The organism is Burkholderia ubonensis subsp. mesacidophila (assembly GCF_002097715.1).
Lineage (GTDB): Bacteria > Pseudomonadota > Gammaproteobacteria > Burkholderiales > Burkholderiaceae > Burkholderia > Burkholderia mesacidophila.
This window is the reverse complement of record NZ_CP020737.1, coordinates 1,176,582-1,193,199: the sequence shown is the minus strand read 5'-3', so window position 1 is coordinate 1,193,199 and position 16,618 is coordinate 1,176,582. Positions and strand designations below refer to the sequence as shown.

Genomic DNA, 16,618 nt, shown 5'->3' with positions numbered 1-16,618 from the left:
TTACGCCCGCGCGCGCCGTCGCGCCGCGTCCCGACGACTCATCTCCAACCGACCATGCCGGACACCTTTTGCCGCTCGCCGCGGCTGATTCTCGCCTCCAGTTCCCGTTACCGCCGCGCGCTGCTCGAGCGGCTCTGCGTGCCGTTCGACGTCATGTCGCCCGACCTCGACGAAACCCCGCGGCCCGGCGAGACGCCCGCCGCGACCGCGCTGCGCCTCGCCGGCGCGAAGGCGCGCGCGGTTGCCGCCGCGATCGATGCGCCGGACGGCGTGCTCGTGATCGGCTCCGATCAGGTCGCGACCTTCGACGGCCTGCAGATCGGCAAGCCCGGCACGCACGAGCGCGCGCTCGCGCAGCTCGTCGCGATGCAGGGCCGCGAGGTCGAGTTCCACAGCGCGCTCAGCCTGTACGACAGCCGCACCGGCGAATCGCAGGATGAGGATGTCGTGACGCGCGTGCGCTTCCGCTCGCTGCCCGAGGCCGAACTCGACGCCTACCTGCGGGCGGAGACGCCCTACGACGTCGCCGGCAGCGCGAAGTCCGAGGGGCTCGGCATCGCGCTGCTCGACGCGATCGACTCGGACGACCCGACCGCGCTCGTCGGGCTGCCGCTGATCGCGCTGACGCGGATGCTGCGCGCCGCGCACTTCCCGTTGTTCGCCGCCCGCGGAGACCGCGCATGACGGCCGGCACGCTCTATCTGGTGCCGAACACGCTCGGCGACGGCGACGCATCGACGCTGGCCTCCGTGCTGCCCGCCGCAGTGCAGGCGCAAGCCGGCGCGCTCGGCTACTACATCGGCGAAAACGCGAAAACGACGCGCGCGTTCCTGAAGAAGATCGGCACGACGCGGCCGATCCAGGAAATCGAGATCCGTGAACTGAACGTCAACACGCCGGCCGGCGAGATCGACCGGCTGCTCGCGCCGGTGCTGGCCGGCGCGGACGCCGGGCTCGTGTCGGAGGCCGGCTGCCCGGCCGTCGCCGACCCGGGCGCGCTGCTGGTGCGCCGCGCGCACGAGCGCGGCGTGAAGGTCGTGCCGCTCGTCGGGCCGAGCTCGATCCTGCTGGCGCTGATGGCGTCCGGCCTGAACGGCCAGAGCTTCGCGTTCAACGGCTACCTGCCGGTCGACGCCGGTGCGCGCGCGAAGCGGCTGCGCGAACTCGAGCAGCTGTCGCGCAAGGCGCGTCAGACGCAGATCTTCATCGAGACGCCGTACCGCAATCACGCGATGCTCGACACGCTCGTCGCGACCTGCGCGCCGTCGACGCTGATCTGCGTCGCGGCCGACCTGACGCTCGCGACCGAGACCATCGCGAGCCGCACCGTGGCGGAATGGAAAAAGGCGCCTGTGCCCGATCTGCACAAGCGCCCTGCGATCTTCCTGTTGCTGGCGAACTGACGGCGGAACCCGCCCCCGGCGGGCGGCGCATGGCCGTGCCGGGGTGCCGGGGTGCCGGGGTGCCGGGGTGCCGGGGTGCCGGGGTGCCGGGGTGCCGGGGTGCCGGGGTGCCGGGGTGCCGGGCCTAGCGCAGGCTGAGCTGCGCGCCCGCGGCCAGCGCCTTCATCGCAGCGTTGCCGACGGCTGCGCCGAACTTGCGCGCGACGCGGTTCGTCAGGCTCTCCTTCACCGTGTAGTCGACGAGGTCGGGCGCCTTCAGCACGTCGCGCGCGACCGAGTCGGTCGTGCCGAAGCCGTCCGCGAGCCCGAGCTCGACGCCCTTCTCGCCGGTCCAGAACAGGCCCGAGAACATGTCCGGCGTCTCGTGCAGGCGCGCGCCGCGCCCGTCCCTCACTGCCTTGATGAATTGCGCGTGCACCTGATCGAGCAGCGCCTGCGCGTGCGTGTCCATCTTCGGGGTTTCCGGCGAGAACGGATCGTAAAAGCCCTTGTTCTCGCCCGACGTATGCAGGCGCCGCTGGATGCCGAGCTTGTTCATCAGGCCGGTGAAGCCGAAACCGTCCATCAGCACGCCGATCGAGCCGACGATGCTCGCCTTGTCGACGTAGATCCGGTCGGCCGCCGCCGCGATGTAATAGCCGCCCGATGCGCACATGTCGGTCACGACCACGTACAGGGGCTTGCTCGGGTATTTCGCGCGCAGGCGCTTGATCTCGTCGTAGACCATGCCCGCCTGCACCGGGCTGCCGCCCGGGCTGTTGATCTGCAGCACGACGCCGACCGTGCCGTCGTCGTCGAACGCGGCGTTGAGCGCCGTGTTGATGTCGTCGGCGTTCGCGTTGACGCCGGCCGCGATTTCGCCGTCGATCGTCACGACAGCCGTGTGCCGGCCGCTCGTCGAGAACTTCGAATCGCTCGAGAAATCGATCAGCGCAAACGCGAGCAGCAGGAACACGCCGAGGAACGCGAAGCGGAAGAAGATCTTCCAGCGCCGTGCCGCGCGCTGCTCCTTCACCGCCGCGAGCGCGATCCGCTCGAGCGCCGCGCGCTCCCAGTTCGGTTCGCGGCCGTCGGGGCGGGAGGAGGAATCGGGAGGGGTCGGTTGGTCGGCCATGCGTGGTTGTAGTCAGTCAGTCGTGGCGGGACGCAAATCGGCGTCGGGCACCCAGAATATCGCGCGGCCGTCGGGCGTGTCTCGCTCGTCGACCTCGACCGGCCGCAGGCGGCCGCCGCGGCACGGGCCGCCGACGCATTTGCCGGTGTCCGGCGCATAGATCGCGCCATGCGTCGCGCACATCAAGTATAAGCCCGACGATTCGAAGAACTGGCCCTCGGCCCAGTCGAGCTCCATCGGCACGTGCGCGCAGCGGTTCAGGTAGCCGTACGCGCGACCGTCGTAACGCACGAAGAACACGACGGCCTGCTCGCCGCGCAGCGTCGCGTCGACGCGCACGCCAGCGCCGCCGTCGGCCAGCGCGTCCGATGCGCAGACGCGCACCGCGTCCGGGGCGGGAACGTCGGCGCTCATGCGAACTCGCGCAGCCAGCCGGCCAGCGCCTCGACGTCCGATGCGACGAAACGCGGCGCCAGCGCGGCGAGCGCGTCGGCCGAATGCGCGCCGTACGCGACGCCGATGCCGGCCGCGCCCGCGCTGGCCGCCATCTGCAGGTCGTGAGTCGTGTCGCCGATCATCACGGTGCGCGCCAGATCCTGCCCCAGTTCCCGGCACAGTTCCTGAAGCATCGCCGGATGCGGCTTCGAGAACGTCTCGTCCGCGCAGCGCGTCGCGTCGAACAGGCTCGTCAGCTTCGCCTGGTCGAGTGCGCGATTCAGCCCGACCCGGCCCTTGCCGGTCGCGACAGCCAGCAGGTAGCCGGTGTCGCGCAGCTCGGCGAGCAGTTCGCGCACGCCGGCGAACAGCTCGATGCGCTGGTCCTTGATCAGGTAGTGATAGCGGTAGCGCTCGGCGAGCCGCGGATAGTCGGACGGATCGAGGGTCGGAGCCGTGATCTGCAGCGCGTCGCGCAGGCCGAGGCCGATCACGTAACGGGCCGCCTCGTCGGACGGCGCAGGCAGGCCGAGATCGCGGCATGCCGCCTGGATACTGAAGGCGATGTGCGCCGTCGAATCCATCAGCGTGCCGTCCCAGTCGAAGACGATCAGGTCAAATTGCTGTCGTGCCATGCGGTTCAAGCGGTATCGCGCAATGCGCTCAGTTGGTCGAGGAAACGCCGGCATTCGTCCGGCAGCGGCGCGTCGAACTGCAACGCCTCGCCGGTCAGCGGATGCGCGAGCCGCAGCCGGTGCGCATGCAGGAACATGCGCTTCAGCGACGGCTGCGCGTTCGCGCGCGACAGCGCCTTGTTCAGTGCGAAATCGCCATATTTGGCGTCGCCGGCGATCGGCAGGCCGAGATGCGCGAGGTGCACGCGAATCTGATGGGTCCGACCCGTTTTGAGTTCCGCTTCGACGAGTGCATAGTCGGGCCAGCGCTCGACGAGGTTGAATACGGTATGCGACGGCAGGCCGTCGTCCTGCACCCGCACCCGGCGCTCCCCTTCCGGGGTCGTGTACTTGAACAGCGGCGCCTTCACTGCGCGGCGGCGGCCCCAGTCGGACTGCCACTCGCCGTGCACGCACGCGAAATAGCGCTTGTCCATCCGGTTCTCGCGGATCATCTCGTGCAGGCCGACGAGCGCGGCGCGCTTCTTCGCGAGCATCAGGACGCCGGACGTCTCGCGGTCGAGACGATGCACGAGTTCGAGGAATTTCGCGCGCGGGCGCGCCTGGCGCAACTGCTCGATCACGCCGAACGCGACGCCGCTGCCGCCGTGCACCGCGACGCCGGCCGGCTTGTTGATCACGAGCATCGCGTCGTCCTCGAACAGCACGTCGAAATGCGCGGGCGGCACGACCGGCGTGTCGGCGCGCGCCAGGTCGGCCGCGGCCATCCGCACGGGCGGCACCCGTACGATATCGCCGTACGCGAGTCGATACTGCGCGTCGACCCGACCCTTGTTCACGCGCACTTCCCCGCTGCGCAGGATCCGGTAAATATGGCTTTTCGGCACGCCTTTACAGACGCGCAACAGGAAATTGTCGATCCGCTGACCGGCTGAACTTTCGTCGATCTCGACCATCGAGACCTGGCCGCTTGCGACCGAATTCTGGGATATTTTGCCTAACTCATTCATACTGAATATAATTTTGCCCAGCCTGACGTAGCGGGCGGCCTGATCGGCCAACCCGGACGGATTGGGCAAGGCGCAAGCGCAAACCGTCATTTTACTTGCGCCGGGGGCTGGCTGCTCGCCCCGAACAAAGAGAAGCAGCAAGTTGCACGCACGGCGCCGGCCGCCGGCAGGGATCCCGCCCACAGGCGGATTCGGTCGGCAAGGCGCCGCGGTAACGGAAAGTTGGTTGAAAAGAATTTAATTGGCAGCCGGGCGGCGCGATGCGCCCGACCCGGCTGCCGGTTGCGAAAAACGGCGTTGCGCCCGATTTGGCCCCGCGAAGCGTGCGGGGACTGGCGACGTCAAGCAAAGGAAGAACACCCCAGGCGGGAAAGTCGGGCTGGATTCGATACTCCCCGCTGCGGCCCAAGCCGCAGCATCTGCCGCCCGTCGGCGCGCGCGACTTTCTGTGCGCGCCCGCGGCAGTGCCCGGTCTGAGGCTTAGCGCGCTTGTGCAGCGTGCGGAGTGTCGACGCCGTGCTTTGAAGCCGTATTCGCAGGTGCCCTATGGCCGCCGGCCCCGTCGTTCGGGACCCAAGCGCCTCTTCAGGCAATTCTCCCCGCCATCGTTCCCGCTCCAGCGTGCTTGTGACAACACAACAAGGCGCGGCCTGCCGTCGTTCCCGCCCTTGCGGCTGACAACCGCGAGGCGCCGGCAGCAGAGCCGCCTGGAGTCGTTCATGAAACGCATGTTGTTCAACGCGACGCAGCAGGAAGAACTGCGCGTCGCCATCGTCGATGGGCAAAAACTCATCGACATCGATATCGAAACCGCCGGACGCGAACAACGCAAAGGCAATATCTACAAAGGCATCATCACCCGCATCGAGCCGTCGCTCGAAGCCTGCTTCGTCAACTACGGCGAAGACCGCCACGGCTTCCTGCCGTTCAAGGAAGTCGCCCGCCAGTACTTCAAGGAAGGCATCGACATGCGCTCCGCGCGCATCCAGGATGCGCTGCGCGAAGGCCAGGAGCTGATCGTCCAGGTCGAGAAGGAAGAGCGCGGCAACAAGGGCGCGGCGCTCACGACGTTCATCTCGCTCGCCGGCCGCTACCTCGTGCTGATGCCGAACAACCCGCGCGGCGGCGGCGTGTCGCGCCGCATCGAGGGCGACGAGCGCCAGGAGCTGCGCGAAACGATGGCGCAGCTGCAGATTCCGGACGGCATGAGCATGATCGCCCGCACCGCGGGCATCGGCCGCAGCGCCGAGGAACTGCAGTGGGACCTGAACTACCTGCTGCAGCTGTGGCGCGCGATCGAAGCCGCGTCGCAGAGCGGCCGCTCGGGCGAGCCGATGCTGATCTACCTGGAATCGAGCCTCGTGATCCGCGCGATCCGGGACTATTTCCAGCCTGACATCGGCGAAATCCTGATCGACACGACCGAGATCCACGATCAGGCCCGTGCGTTCATGGACATCGTGATGCCGGACAACGTGTCGAAGGTGAAGCGCTACCACGACGACGTGCCCCTCTTCTCCCGCTTCCAGATCGAGCACCAGATCGAGACCGCGTATTCGCGCACGGTGCCGCTGCCGTCGGGCGGCGCGATCGTGATCGACCACACCGAGGCGCTCGTCGCGATCGACGTGAACTCGGCGCGCGCGACCAAGGGCGCGGACATCGAGGAAACGGCGACCCGCACCAACCTCGAGGCGGCCGACGAAGTCGCCCGCCAGCTGCGCCTGCGCGACCTCGGCGGCCTGATCGTGATCGATTTCATCGACATGGAATCGGCCAAGAGCCAGCGCGAGGTCGAGCAGCGCCTGAAGGACGCGCTCAAGCATGACCGCGCCCGCGTGCAGATGGGCAAGATCTCGCGCTTCGGCCTGATGGAGCTGTCGCGCCAGCGGCTGCGCCCGGCGCTGTCCGAGGGCAGCCACGTGACCTGCCCGCGCTGCAACGGCACCGGCCACATCCGCGACACCGAATCGTCCGCGCTGCAAGTCCTGCGGATCATTCAGGAAGAAGCGATGAAGGAAAACACCGCGGCGATCCACTGCCAGGTGCCGGTCGAGGTGACCGCCTTCCTGCTCAACGAAAAGCGCCAGGAAATCAACAAGATCGAGTCGCGCTTCAAGGTCGGCATCGTGCTGATCCCGAACAAGCACCTCGATACGCCGCACTACAAGCTCGAGCGCCTGCGTCACGACGACGCGCGCCTCGACGATCCGCGCGCATCGTGGAAGATGGCCGAGGAAGCCGCCCGCGAGCTGGAATCGGAAACCGGCTACAGCAAGCGCGCCGCCGAAGTGAAGCCGAAGCAGGAAGCCGCGGTCAAGGGCATCACGCCCGAGCGCCCGGCGCCGAGCCCGGCTCCGCAGCGTCCGGTCGAGCCGACGCCCCCGCCCGTCCCGGTCGCCGCTGCAAGCGGCGGCATCATCGGCTGGCTGAAGGGCCTGTTCGGCATCCAGCCGGCACCCGCGCCTGCCCCGGCTCCGGCCCCCGTGAAGGAACAGGCCGCCCGCCCGGCCCGCGAGCGCACCGAGAAGTCCGAGCAGCGCGGCGAACGCGGCGGCGATCGCAATCGCAACCGCCGCGGCGGCGCCCAGCAGCCGCAAGGCGGCCGCGACCAGGCCGCAGCCGGCCGCGGTGGCCAGCCGCAGCGTGCGGAACGCGAAGGCAAGGAAGCACGCGAGCCGCGTGAAGGCCGTGAGGCTCGTGAAGGTCGCGAGACTCGCGAAGGTCGCGAAGGTCGCGAGAGCCGTGAAGGCCGCGAGGGCCGTGGCCAGCGCGAGCCGCGTGAAGCGCGCGAGGCCCGCGAAACCCGCGAGCCGCGTGAAAGCCGCGAGCCGCGCGAGCGTGTCGAGCAGCCGGAAGCCGTCGAGGCAGCCGGTCGCGGCGAGCGCCAGGAACGCGGCGAACGTCGCGAGCGTGGCGAGCGTCGCAAGCCGACCCAGCATGCGGCCACGCTCGAAACGGTCACCCGCGGCGAAAGCCATCCGGAACTCGAAGCCGACCAGGCCGCCGCTTCCGCCGCCCTGCCGGGCGCCGAGGTGACGGCCGACGCCGAAGCCGGCGCGCGTGACGGCGAGGAACGCCGCCGCCGCCGTCGCGGCCGCCGCGGCGGTCGTCGCGAGCGCGAGGAAGACGGCACGCTCGTCGCCCACGCAGCGGAAGACGGTGAAGGTGAAGGCGAAGCCGCCGTCGCACCGGCAGCGGAGCCCGTGGCGCACGCAGCGCCGGTCGCCGAAGCACCGCACGCTGCTGCACCGGCAGCCGTGGCGGCTGTCGCGGCAGCAGGCGCCGTCGTTGCGGAAGCGGTCGCGCACGCGGAACCGGCCGAGCCGGCCGCTGCCGACACGCAGCCGGCGCCGGCTCGCGTCGAGGCCGCACCGGCCGTCGCCGCGGTCGAGCCCGCCGTTGCGGCGCAACCGGTCGAAACCGCTGCGCCGGTCGCAGCGGTCGAAGCCGGCCCCGCCCCGGTCGCGGTCTCGCCGAACGATGCGCTGGAAGTGCCGGAAGCGCCTGCGGCTGTCGCAGCGCCGCAACCTGCACCGGTCGCCGAAGCCGCCCCGGTCGCGGTGGTCGAAGCCGCCCCGGCGGTGGCAGCCGAACCGGTTCGCGTCGAAACGGCGCCGGTCGAAGCTGCCGTGGCCGCCCCGGTCGTCGAGCAGGCGCAACCGGCTGCCGCGGCGCCCGCCTCGGCCAGCCTGGAGACGGTGCTGACGCAAGCCGGGCTCGTCTGGGTGAACACGGACGCCGACAAGTTCCGCGCCGCCCAGAACGCCGCCGCGCAGCTCCCGCGGCCGGCTCGCGTGCCGCGTGAGCGCAAGGCGCTGCCGCCGGTCGACACGACGCCGATGCAGCAGGTGGAAACGACGCATCACTGATCGCGTCCGCCGTCACGAGAAAGCCCGCTTCGGCGGGCTTTTTCACGTCCGCGCTGCGGGTTTTCCGCCCGCGGCCCGCCCGCGCGCTTGCGGCTAGAATAGAGGTCTGGCTCGTACCGCTTTCAACATGTCCCGACGCATCATTCCCCTCGCCGACGTCAGCGGGTTGCCGGATGTCTCCGGCGCCGCGCACACCCCGGATGGCCTGCTGCACGACACGCTTGCGCGTCCGTTGCGCGACCTGCGCATCTCGGTGACGGATCGCTGCAACTTCCGCTGCGTGTACTGCATGCCGCGCGCGGTGTTCGACAAGGACTATCCGTTCCTGCCCCACAGCGCGCTGCTGACGCTCGAGGAAATCGAGCGGGTCGCGCGGCTGTTCGTCGCGCACGGCGTCGAGAAGATCCGCATCACGGGCGGCGAGCCATTGCTGCGCAAGAACCTCGAATTCCTGATCGAGCGCCTCGCGCGCCTGACGACCCACGACGGCCGCCCGCTCGACCTGACGCTGACCACCAACGGCTCGCTGCTCGCCCGCAAGGCGCGCGCGCTGAAGGACGCCGGGCTCACGCGCGTGACGGTCAGCCTCGACGCACTCGACGACACGCTGTTCCGGCGCATGAACGACGCCGACTTCGCGAGCGCCGACGTGCTCGACGGCATCTTCGCCGCGCAGGCCGCCGGCCTCGCGCCGGTCAAGGTCAACATGGTCGTGAAGCGCGGCACCAACGACAGCGAGATCCTGCCGATGGCGGCGCGCTTCCGCGGCACCGGCGTCGTGCTGCGCTTCATCGAATACATGGACGTCGGCACGTCGAACGGCTGGAACATGACCGAGGTGCTGCCGTCCGCCGACGTCGTCGCGCGCATCGCCGAACATTTCCCGCTCGTGCCGCTCGAGGCCCACACCGCGGCCGAAACCGCGCAGCGCTGGGGCTACGCGGACGGCAGCGGCGAGATCGGCGTGATCTCCAGCGTCACGCAGGCATTCTGCGGCGACTGCACGCGCGCGCGCCTGTCGACCGAAGGCAAGCTATACCTGTGCCTGTTCGCGACGGCCGGCCACGACCTGCGTGCGCTGGTGCGCAACGGCGCGAGCGACGCCGAGATCGCCACCGCGATCGCGCGCATCTGGCAGGCCCGCACCGACCGCTACTCGCAACTGCGCGGCAGCGCAATGGCCGACACGGCAGCCGACCGCGCGGGCAAGCGCGTCGAAATGTCTTACATCGGCGGCTGACGCGCGATGCCCGCATCCCCGCTCCCGTCGATCGCCGGCCTGCTGCTCGCAGGCGGCCGCGCGACGCGCATGGACGGCGTCGACAAGGGCCTGCAACTGCTGGACGGCACGCCGCTCGCGCTGCACGTGCTGAGCCGGCTCGCGCCGCAGGTCGACGAAACGCTGATCAGCGCGAACCGCCATCCCGACCGCTATGCGGAACTGGGCGCGCCATTCGGCGCGCGCGTGGTGCCGGATGCGACGCACGACTTCCCCGGCCCGCTCGCGGGCCTGCTCGCCGGCATGCGTGCCGCGCGCGCGCCGCTCGTTGCCTGCGCGCCGTGCGATTCGCCGTTCCTGCCCGATGATCTGGTCGCGCGGCTGCATGAGGCGCTCGCCGCACAGCACGCCGACATCGCGATGGCGGTCACAGTCGACGCGCAGCGCCAGCGCGCCCCGCAGCCGACGTTCGCGCTGCTGCGTACGTCGCTTGCCGACGATCTCGCGGCGCGGCTCGACGCCGGCGACCGCAAGGTGCGTGCGTGGTACGCGCGCCACAAGACGGTCGAAGTCGAGTTTCATGACGAGCGTGCGTTTTACAATGCCAACTCTTGGCAGGAACTCGCCGCGCTCGCCCGTCGCTAACGGCGCCGGCCCCGTTCCCGCGCGCCGCCCGCCGCCTGCGACCCCGCGCAACCGCGCCGCCGTCGCCCAGCCGGCCACGAATCCCGGCCACCAACCCGATAAGCCTTGCGGCGCAGTCCGACTCATGACCACGCAATCCTCGCCCGCTTCCCGATCCGCAGCCGACCACGACGCGCCGCTGTCGCTCGCCGACGCGCAGGCGCTCGCGTGCCGCTGTGCGGCGCCGGTCGACGCGTGCGACACCGTGCCGTTGCGCGACGCGCTCGACCGTGTGCTGGCGGCCGACGTGACGGCGCCGTTCGACATCCCCGCGTACGACAATTCGGCAATGGACGGCTACGCGTTCGACGGCGGCGAATGCGCGCACGCGTCGCCGGACGGCGACGTGACGCTCGCGATCGCGGGCGCGGCGTTCGCCGGCCACCCGTTCGACGGCGCCGTACCCGCGCGCGGCTGCATCCGCATCATGACGGGCGCGCCGCTGCCGGCCGGGTGCGACACGGTGATCCCTCAGGAGCGCGTGACGGCGCTGGACGGCGCGATCCGGTTCGCCGCGCGCGACGTGTCACGCGGCGCGAACTGCCGCAAGGCCGGCGAGGATCTCGCGCGCGGCGCCTGCGCACTCGCCGCGGGCCGCATCCTGCGCCCGGCCGACCTCGGCCTGCTCGCGTCGTTCGGCCAAGCCGACGTGACCGTGCGCCGCCGCCTGCGCGTCGCCGTGTTCTCGACCGGCGACGAATTGCGTGCGCCGGGCACGCCGCTCGACCGCGGCACGCTGTACGACAGCAATCGCGGGATGCTCATCGCGATGCTCGTGCGCTTGAACGTCGAACCGCTCGATCTCGGCATCGTCCGCGACGATCCGGCCGCGCTCGAAGCGGCGCTGCGCGACGCGGTCGCCGCGCAGGCCGATGCGGTGATCACGTCGGGCGGCGTGTCAGTCGGCGAAGCCGATTTCACGCGCGACGTGATGGCGCGGCTCGGCGACGTCACGTTCGCCAGCCTCGCGCTGCGCCCCGGCAGGCCGCTCGCGTGCGGCACGCTCGCGCCGTCGTCCGCTGGCGAACGCGGCGCGCTGTTCTTCGGCCTGCCCGGCAACCCGGTGGCATCCGCGGTCACGTTCTATGCGATCGTCCGCCCTGCACTGCTCGCGATGGCCGGCGCGCAGACGCCGCCGCCCGCGCTGTACAGCGCGCTCAGCACGCAGCCGCTGAAGAAGCGGCCGGGCCGCGCCGAATACCTGCGCGGCGTCGCCACGCGCGCCGCCGACGGCATCTGGCAGGTCGCGCCGGCCGGCTCGCAGAGCTCCGCGTCGCTGAGCGGGCTCGCGGCCGCCAACTGCTTCATCGTTCTCGGCCACGACGCGGGCCCGATCGACGCCGGCGCGCCGGTCGACATTCTGCCGTTCGACGGCCTGATCTGAATTCCACTTATTGGTATCACTACGGGGGCTCTCCACACATGAAGAAACAAATTTCGTCGATCGCAGCAGGACAGACCGCCAAGGCGCTGATCCTCGTCTACCTGACGTTCAGCGTGCCGATCGTGCTGCTCGGCATTCTCGTCGCGTACGTCCGCTTCGGGATGGTCGAACTGAGCACGATCCTGAGCGCGCTGCTGCTGAACGCGGTCGTCGGCTTCGTGCTGCTGTGGATCGCCTGCCACGCATACAACTGGGTCGCGTCGCGCTTCGGCGGCATCGAGATCGTGCTGTCCGATCCGCCGGAGGAAGCGTGAGCGGCACGCCGCTGATCCGCCCGGCCGAGGCGCGGGACGTCGGCGCGATCCTCGCGCTGATGCGCGAGCTGGCGGAATTCGAGCAGCTCACGCACCTGTTCGTCGCGACCGAGCACGATCTGGCCGACGCGCTGTTCGGCGCGCACCCGGCGGCCGAAGCGCTCGTCGCCGAACGCAACGGCGCGCTCGTCGCGTATGCGCTGTTCTTCCACAACTATTCGACGTTCGTGGGCCGCCGCGGCCTGTATCTCGAGGATCTCTACGTGCAGCCGTCGCAGCGCGGCACGGGCCTCGGCACCGCGATGCTCCGGCGGCTTGCCGCGCTCGCCGTCGAGCGCCGCTGCGCGCGCTTCGAATGGTCGGTGCTCGACTGGAACCAGCGCGCGATCGATTTCTACGAGAAGATGGGTGCGACCGTGTTGCCGGACTGGCGCATCGTGCGCGTGACGGGCGACGCGCTGGATACGCTCGCCGGGCGCTGAACCCGGCCGCCTCCGCGGCAGCCGTCAAAAAAATGGGCGCTCATTGAGCCCATTTTCGTTTCGACGACCGCTCGCGTGAGCGCTGCCGGTCACGCATCGTCGGGATCGACACCGTCCGCGCCCAGCAGACCGGCCGCCGTATCGCCGGGCAGCGCCTCCACCTGCTTGAGCTTGCGGTTCATCACGCGCGTGCGCTGCTCGGCCGCCTCGATCGAACGCGTGACCGTCTCCAGCTGCGACTTCGTGCGTGCGAGCACGTCGCCGAACTTGCCGAATTCCGTCTTCACCGCGCCGAGCACCTGCCACACCTCGCTCGAACGCTTCTCGATCGCGAGCGTCCGGAAACCCATCTGCAGGCTGTTCAGCAACGCGGTGAGCGTCGTCGGGCCCGCCACCGTCACGCGGTAATCGCGCTGCAGCAGGTCGGTCAGCCCCGGGCGGCGCAGGATCTCCGCGTACAGCCCTTCGGTCGGCAGGAACAGCAGCGCGAAATCGGTCGTGTGCGGCGGCGCGACGTACTTCTCGGCGATCGTGCGCGCCTCCGCCTTCACGCGCGCCTCGAGCGCGCGCGCAGCCTCGTCGACCGCGGCCGCGTCGGCCCGCTCCTGCGCGTCGATCAGCCGCTCGTAGTCCTCGCGCGGGAATTTCGCGTCGATCGGCAGCCAGACCGGCGGCGCGTCGCTCGCGCCGGCGCCGCGCCCCGGCAACCTGATCGCGAACTCCACCCGCTCGCTGCTCTTCGGCACGGTCGCGACGTTCTTCGCGTACTGGTCGGGCGTCAGCATCTGCTCGAGCAGCGCCTCGAGCTGCACTTCGCCCCAGGTGCCGCGCGTCTTCACGTTGGTCAGCACCTTCTTCAGGTCGCCGACGCCGGCCGCCAGCGTCTGCATCTCGCCGAGCCCGCGATGCACCTGCTCGAGCCGGTCGGACACCAGCTTGAACGACTCGCCGAGCCGCTGCTCGAGCGTCGCGTGCAGCTTCTCGTCGACGGTGCGCCGCATCTCCTCGAGCTTCGCCGCGTTGTTCGTCTCGATTTCCTTCAGGCGCTGCTCGAGCGTCGCGCGCACTTCGCCGATCCGGCGGTCGTTCGCTTCGGTGAGCTGCGTGAGCTGGCGGTTCAGCGTGTCGCCGAACATCCGCAGCGCCGCGGTCTGCTCCTCGCGCGCCTGCTGCGCCTGGCGCTGCAGGCTGTCGCGCATCGCGTCGAACTGCTGCGCGTTGCCGGCGACGAGCTTCGCGAGCTGCTGTGCGAAACCGTCGATCTGGTTGTTCTGCACGGTGGCGACGCTCGTCAGCTGCGCGGCGAGCGTCTGCTGCAGCCGCGCGAAGCTGCCCGCCAGTTCCGTGCGCGAGCCGCGCGCGCCCTCGACGATCTCGCCGCGCAGTTCGCGCTCGAGCCGCTCGACCGCGCGCGCCTGCGCGTGCGCGGCGTCCTCGATCTGGTCGCCGAGCACCGCCACGTCGTCGTGGCGGCCGCCGCCCCGCACGATTGCGACGATCGCCACCGCCAGTGCGACGGCCAGCACGGCGACCGCCGCGAGCAACAACGTCATCGTCATGCGCGCGCCTTCCCGATCACGTCCGGGTTGACCGGATTCGGCGGACGCCCCGCGCGCGGCCCTTCGCCCAGCGCGGCGATCAAATTGTCGGCGGCAAGGTTCGCCATCGCGCGGCGGGTCTTCTCGGTCGCGCTCGCGATGTGCGGCGTCAGCACGACGTTCGGCACCTCGAGCAGCGCCGGATGCACGCTCGGCTCGCCCTCGTACACGTCGAGGCCGGCCGCGGCGATCTTCCGGTCGCGCAACGCGGCAGCCAGCGCCGCGTCATCGACGATCCCGCCGCGCGCTATGTTGGTCAGCGTCGCGGTGGGCTTCATCAGCGCGAGCTCCGCCGCGCCGATCGTGTGATGGTTGTCCTTCGTATACGGCAGCACGAGCACGACGTGGTCGGCGCGCGACAGCAGCGCTTCCTTCGACACATACTCGGCGCTCAGCGCCGCTTCGATCTCGGGCGCGACCCGCGACCGGTTGTGATAGATCACCTGCATGCCGAAGCCTTGCGCGCGGCGCGCGAGCGCCTGCCCGATGCGGCCCATGCCGATGATGCCGAGCGTCGAGCCGTAGATGTCGTGGCCGAGAAAGCCGTCGTATTCCCACTTCTGCCAGCGCCCGGCGCGCAGCCAGTGCTCGGATTCGGCGATGCGCCGCGCGGCCGCCATCATCAGCGCCCAGCCGAAATCGGCGGTGGATTCGTTCAGCACGTCCGGCGTGTTGGTGCCGAGCACGTTCGCCGCGTTGAACGCGGCCATGTCGAAGTTGTTGTAGCCGACCGCCATGTTCGACACGACGCGCAGGCGCGGCGCCGCCGCCAGCGTGGCCGCGCCGATCGGGTCGCCGGCCGTCAGCGCGCCGTCCTTGTCGGCCAGGCGCGCGGCGAGCGCGTCGGGCGCGAGCGCATCGCCATTGTTCCAATCGACCTCGAAATACTGCTTGAGCCGTTCGATCACGTCCGGGAAGATCGGACGCGCGACCAGGATCTTCTGCATCGCCATCTCCGCATGCCGCGGGCGGCTCGTTCGCCGGCCGTCCGCGCCTTGTTGAAAACCGTCAGCTTACGCCGTGAAGAAGAGCCACGTCGTCAGCAGGAACACCGGCACCAGGACCACGAGCGCCCAGCCGAGATACGCGAAGAAGCTCGGCATCTTCACGCCGCGCGACTCGGCGATCGCCTTCACCATGAAGTTCGGCGCGTTGCCGATGTAGCTGTTCGCGCCCATGAACACCGCGCCTGCGGAAATCGCGGCGAGCGTCGTCGCGCCGGTCGTCATCAGCGACTGCGCGTCGCCGCCCGCGAGGTTGAAGAACACGAGGTAGGTCGGCGCATTGTCGAGGAACGACGACAGGAGGCCCGTCGCCCAGAAGTACATCGCGTCGATCGGCTTGCCGTCCGGCCCGGTGACGAGATGGACGATCGGCGCGAACGCGCCGTCCGCGCCCGCGCGCAGGATCACGATCACCGGCGCGATCGTCACGAAGATGCCCGCGAACAGCTTCGCGACTTCCTCGATCGGCGCCCAGTTGAATGCGTTGCCCTCGCGCGCGGAACGCGGCGTCAGCGCGAGCGACGCGAACGTCACGACGACGAGCGCGGCGTCTCGGACCAGGTTCTGCAGCGCGACGTGCGTGCCCCATACGTCGAACGTGACGCCGGGCTTCCAGATTCCGCTCATCAGCACGAGGCCGATCACCGCCGCGAGCAGCACGAAGTTGATCTTGCCGTCGATCGACAGCCCGCCGCCGTCGGGCGTCGGGTCGAGCGCGGCCGGCCGCGCCTCGCCGCCCTTGCGGTAGAAATACGTGTCGAGCGCGAAGAATATCGTCAGCAGCACCGCGCAGATGAACAGCATCGGCAGCGCGAGATGCGTCGTCGTCCAGAAGAAGCTCACGCCGTTCAGGAAGCCTAGGAACAGCGGCGGATCGCCGAGCGGCGACAGGGAGCCGCCCGCGTTCGCGACGAGGAAGATGAAGAAGATCACGACGTGCACGACGTGCTTGCGGTTGTCGTTCGCGCGCAAGAGCGGCCGGATCAGCAGCATCGCCGCGCCGGTCGTGCCCATCACGCTGGCGAGCAGCGTGCCGAGCGCGAGGATCGCGGTGTTGAGCTTCGGCGTGCCGTGCAGGTTGCCGTTCACGCAGATCCCGCCCGCGACGGTATAGAGCGCGGTGAGCAGCACGATGAACGGAATGTACTCCTCGAGCAGCGCGTGCACGAGCGTGCCGAGCGCGGTGCCCGCGCCGAACACGGCGGCGAACGGCACCAGGAATGCGACGGCCCACGCGGCCGCGATCTTGCCGAAGTGGTGATGCCAGAACACTGGAGCTGCGAGCGGGAACAGCGCGATGGACAGCAGGATCCCGGCGAACGGGACGCCCCATAGCGCGGACAGCGTGGCGCCGTCGAGCGTCGCGGCCGATGCGAGCGCGGGAGCGGCGCCAAGCGCAGCCCCCGACGCCATGCCCGCCCAGGCGGCATGTCGTTTCATGCGGAACTTCCTTTGTTGAACAGG

General features: G+C 70.0%; 15 protein-coding genes. 8 read left to right on the top strand and 7 right to left on the bottom strand.

Annotation, left to right across the window (positions count from 1 at the left end; genetic code table 11):
• Window positions 1-54: 54 nt before the first annotated feature.
• Window positions 55-684 carry a Maf-like protein gene (locus B7P44_RS05785; protein ID WP_084901671.1) on the top strand — a complete coding sequence of 210 codons (630 nt, stop codon included), beginning with the start codon at window positions 55-57 and terminating at the stop codon, window positions 682-684.
• Window positions 681-1,403, top strand: coding sequence for an SAM-dependent methyltransferase (locus B7P44_RS05780; RefSeq protein WP_084901668.1), 723 nt, complete (start codon window positions 681-683; stop codon window positions 1,401-1,403). Before B7P44_RS05785 ends, B7P44_RS05780 begins: the two co-directional genes overlap by 4 nt.
• Before the next feature lie 124 nt (window positions 1,404-1,527).
• On the opposite strand, the gene B7P44_RS05775 is transcribed toward B7P44_RS05780, so the two are convergent.
• Genes B7P44_RS05775 through B7P44_RS05760 form a run of 4 tightly spaced genes read right to left on the bottom strand, consistent with a single transcriptional unit; the run spans window position 1,528 to window position 4,597 of the window.
• Window positions 1,528-2,517: a S49 family peptidase gene (locus B7P44_RS05775; RefSeq protein ID WP_084901666.1), complete on the bottom strand. Its 990-nt coding sequence runs from the start codon at window positions 2,515-2,517 to the stop codon at window positions 1,528-1,530.
• A 12-nt stretch (window positions 2,518-2,529) separates the two neighbouring features.
• A complete protein-coding gene (locus tag B7P44_RS05770) occupies window positions 2,530-2,931 on the bottom strand; it encodes a Rieske (2Fe-2S) protein (protein ID WP_084901664.1) in 402 nt (133 codons plus the stop codon).
• Window positions 2,928-3,587 carry an HAD-IA family hydrolase gene (locus B7P44_RS05765; RefSeq protein ID WP_084901662.1) on the bottom strand — a complete coding sequence of 220 codons (660 nt, stop codon included), beginning with the start codon at window positions 3,585-3,587 and terminating at the stop codon, window positions 2,928-2,930. The genes B7P44_RS05770 and B7P44_RS05765 overlap by 4 nt, the downstream gene beginning before the upstream one ends.
• A 5-nt stretch (window positions 3,588-3,592) precedes the next feature.
• Window positions 3,593-4,597 carry an RluA family pseudouridine synthase gene (locus B7P44_RS05760; protein WP_084901659.1) on the bottom strand — a complete coding sequence of 335 codons (1,005 nt, stop codon included), beginning with the start codon at window positions 4,595-4,597 and terminating at the stop codon, window positions 3,593-3,595.
• A gap of 719 nt (window positions 4,598-5,316) precedes the next feature.
• On the opposite strand from B7P44_RS05760, the gene B7P44_RS05750 reads away from it, so the two are divergent.
• From B7P44_RS05750 to B7P44_RS05725, 6 genes are all read left to right on the top strand, one after another.
• Window positions 5,317-8,469, top strand: coding sequence for an Rne/Rng family ribonuclease (locus tag B7P44_RS05750; protein WP_084906444.1), 3,153 nt, complete (start codon window positions 5,317-5,319; stop codon window positions 8,467-8,469).
• Between the two features lie 127 nt (window positions 8,470-8,596).
• Entirely contained in the window at window positions 8,597-9,709 is a 1,113-nt protein-coding gene (gene moaA / locus B7P44_RS05745; protein WP_084901657.1) for a GTP 3',8-cyclase MoaA, read from the top strand.
• A 6-nt stretch (window positions 9,710-9,715) separates the two neighbouring features.
• Complete coding sequence (gene mobA / locus B7P44_RS05740; protein WP_084901654.1) at window positions 9,716-10,333, top strand: molybdenum cofactor guanylyltransferase MobA; 618 nt, start codon at window positions 9,716-9,718, stop codon at window positions 10,331-10,333.
• A gap of 124 nt (window positions 10,334-10,457) precedes the next feature.
• Window positions 10,458-11,756 carry a molybdopterin molybdotransferase MoeA gene (gene moeA, locus B7P44_RS05735; RefSeq protein ID WP_084901652.1) on the top strand — a complete coding sequence of 433 codons (1,299 nt, stop codon included), beginning with the start codon at window positions 10,458-10,460 and terminating at the stop codon, window positions 11,754-11,756.
• A gap of 38 nt (window positions 11,757-11,794) precedes the next feature.
• The gene (locus tag B7P44_RS05730; RefSeq protein ID WP_042583460.1) at window positions 11,795-12,070 is read left to right on the top strand and encodes a hypothetical protein; all 276 of its coding nucleotides are present in this window, start codon (window positions 11,795-11,797) and stop codon (window positions 12,068-12,070) included.
• Window positions 12,067-12,552: a GNAT family N-acetyltransferase gene (locus B7P44_RS05725; protein WP_084901649.1), complete on the top strand. Its 486-nt coding sequence runs from the start codon at window positions 12,067-12,069 to the stop codon at window positions 12,550-12,552. Before B7P44_RS05730 ends, B7P44_RS05725 begins: the two co-directional genes overlap by 4 nt.
• An 89-nt stretch (window positions 12,553-12,641) precedes the next feature.
• Here the strand turns inward: B7P44_RS05725 and rmuC are convergent, their stop codons facing one another.
• The 3 genes from rmuC to B7P44_RS05710 all read right to left on the bottom strand — a co-directional run bounded on the left by rmuC (window position 12,642) and on the right by B7P44_RS05710 (window position 16,594).
• Entirely contained in the window at window positions 12,642-14,111 is a 1,470-nt protein-coding gene (gene rmuC / locus B7P44_RS05720) for a DNA recombination protein RmuC (protein WP_084901646.1), read from the bottom strand.
• Complete coding sequence (locus B7P44_RS05715) at window positions 14,108-15,097, bottom strand: 2-hydroxyacid dehydrogenase (RefSeq protein WP_084906443.1); 990 nt, start codon at window positions 15,095-15,097, stop codon at window positions 14,108-14,110. The genes rmuC and B7P44_RS05715 overlap by 4 nt, the downstream gene beginning before the upstream one ends.
• Window positions 15,098-15,163: 66 nt before the next feature.
• Window positions 15,164-16,594, bottom strand: a complete 1,431-nt coding sequence (locus tag B7P44_RS05710; RefSeq protein WP_084901644.1) for a sodium:proton antiporter — start codon at window positions 16,592-16,594, stop codon at window positions 15,164-15,166.
• Between the last annotated feature and the right edge of the window lie 24 nt (window positions 16,595-16,618).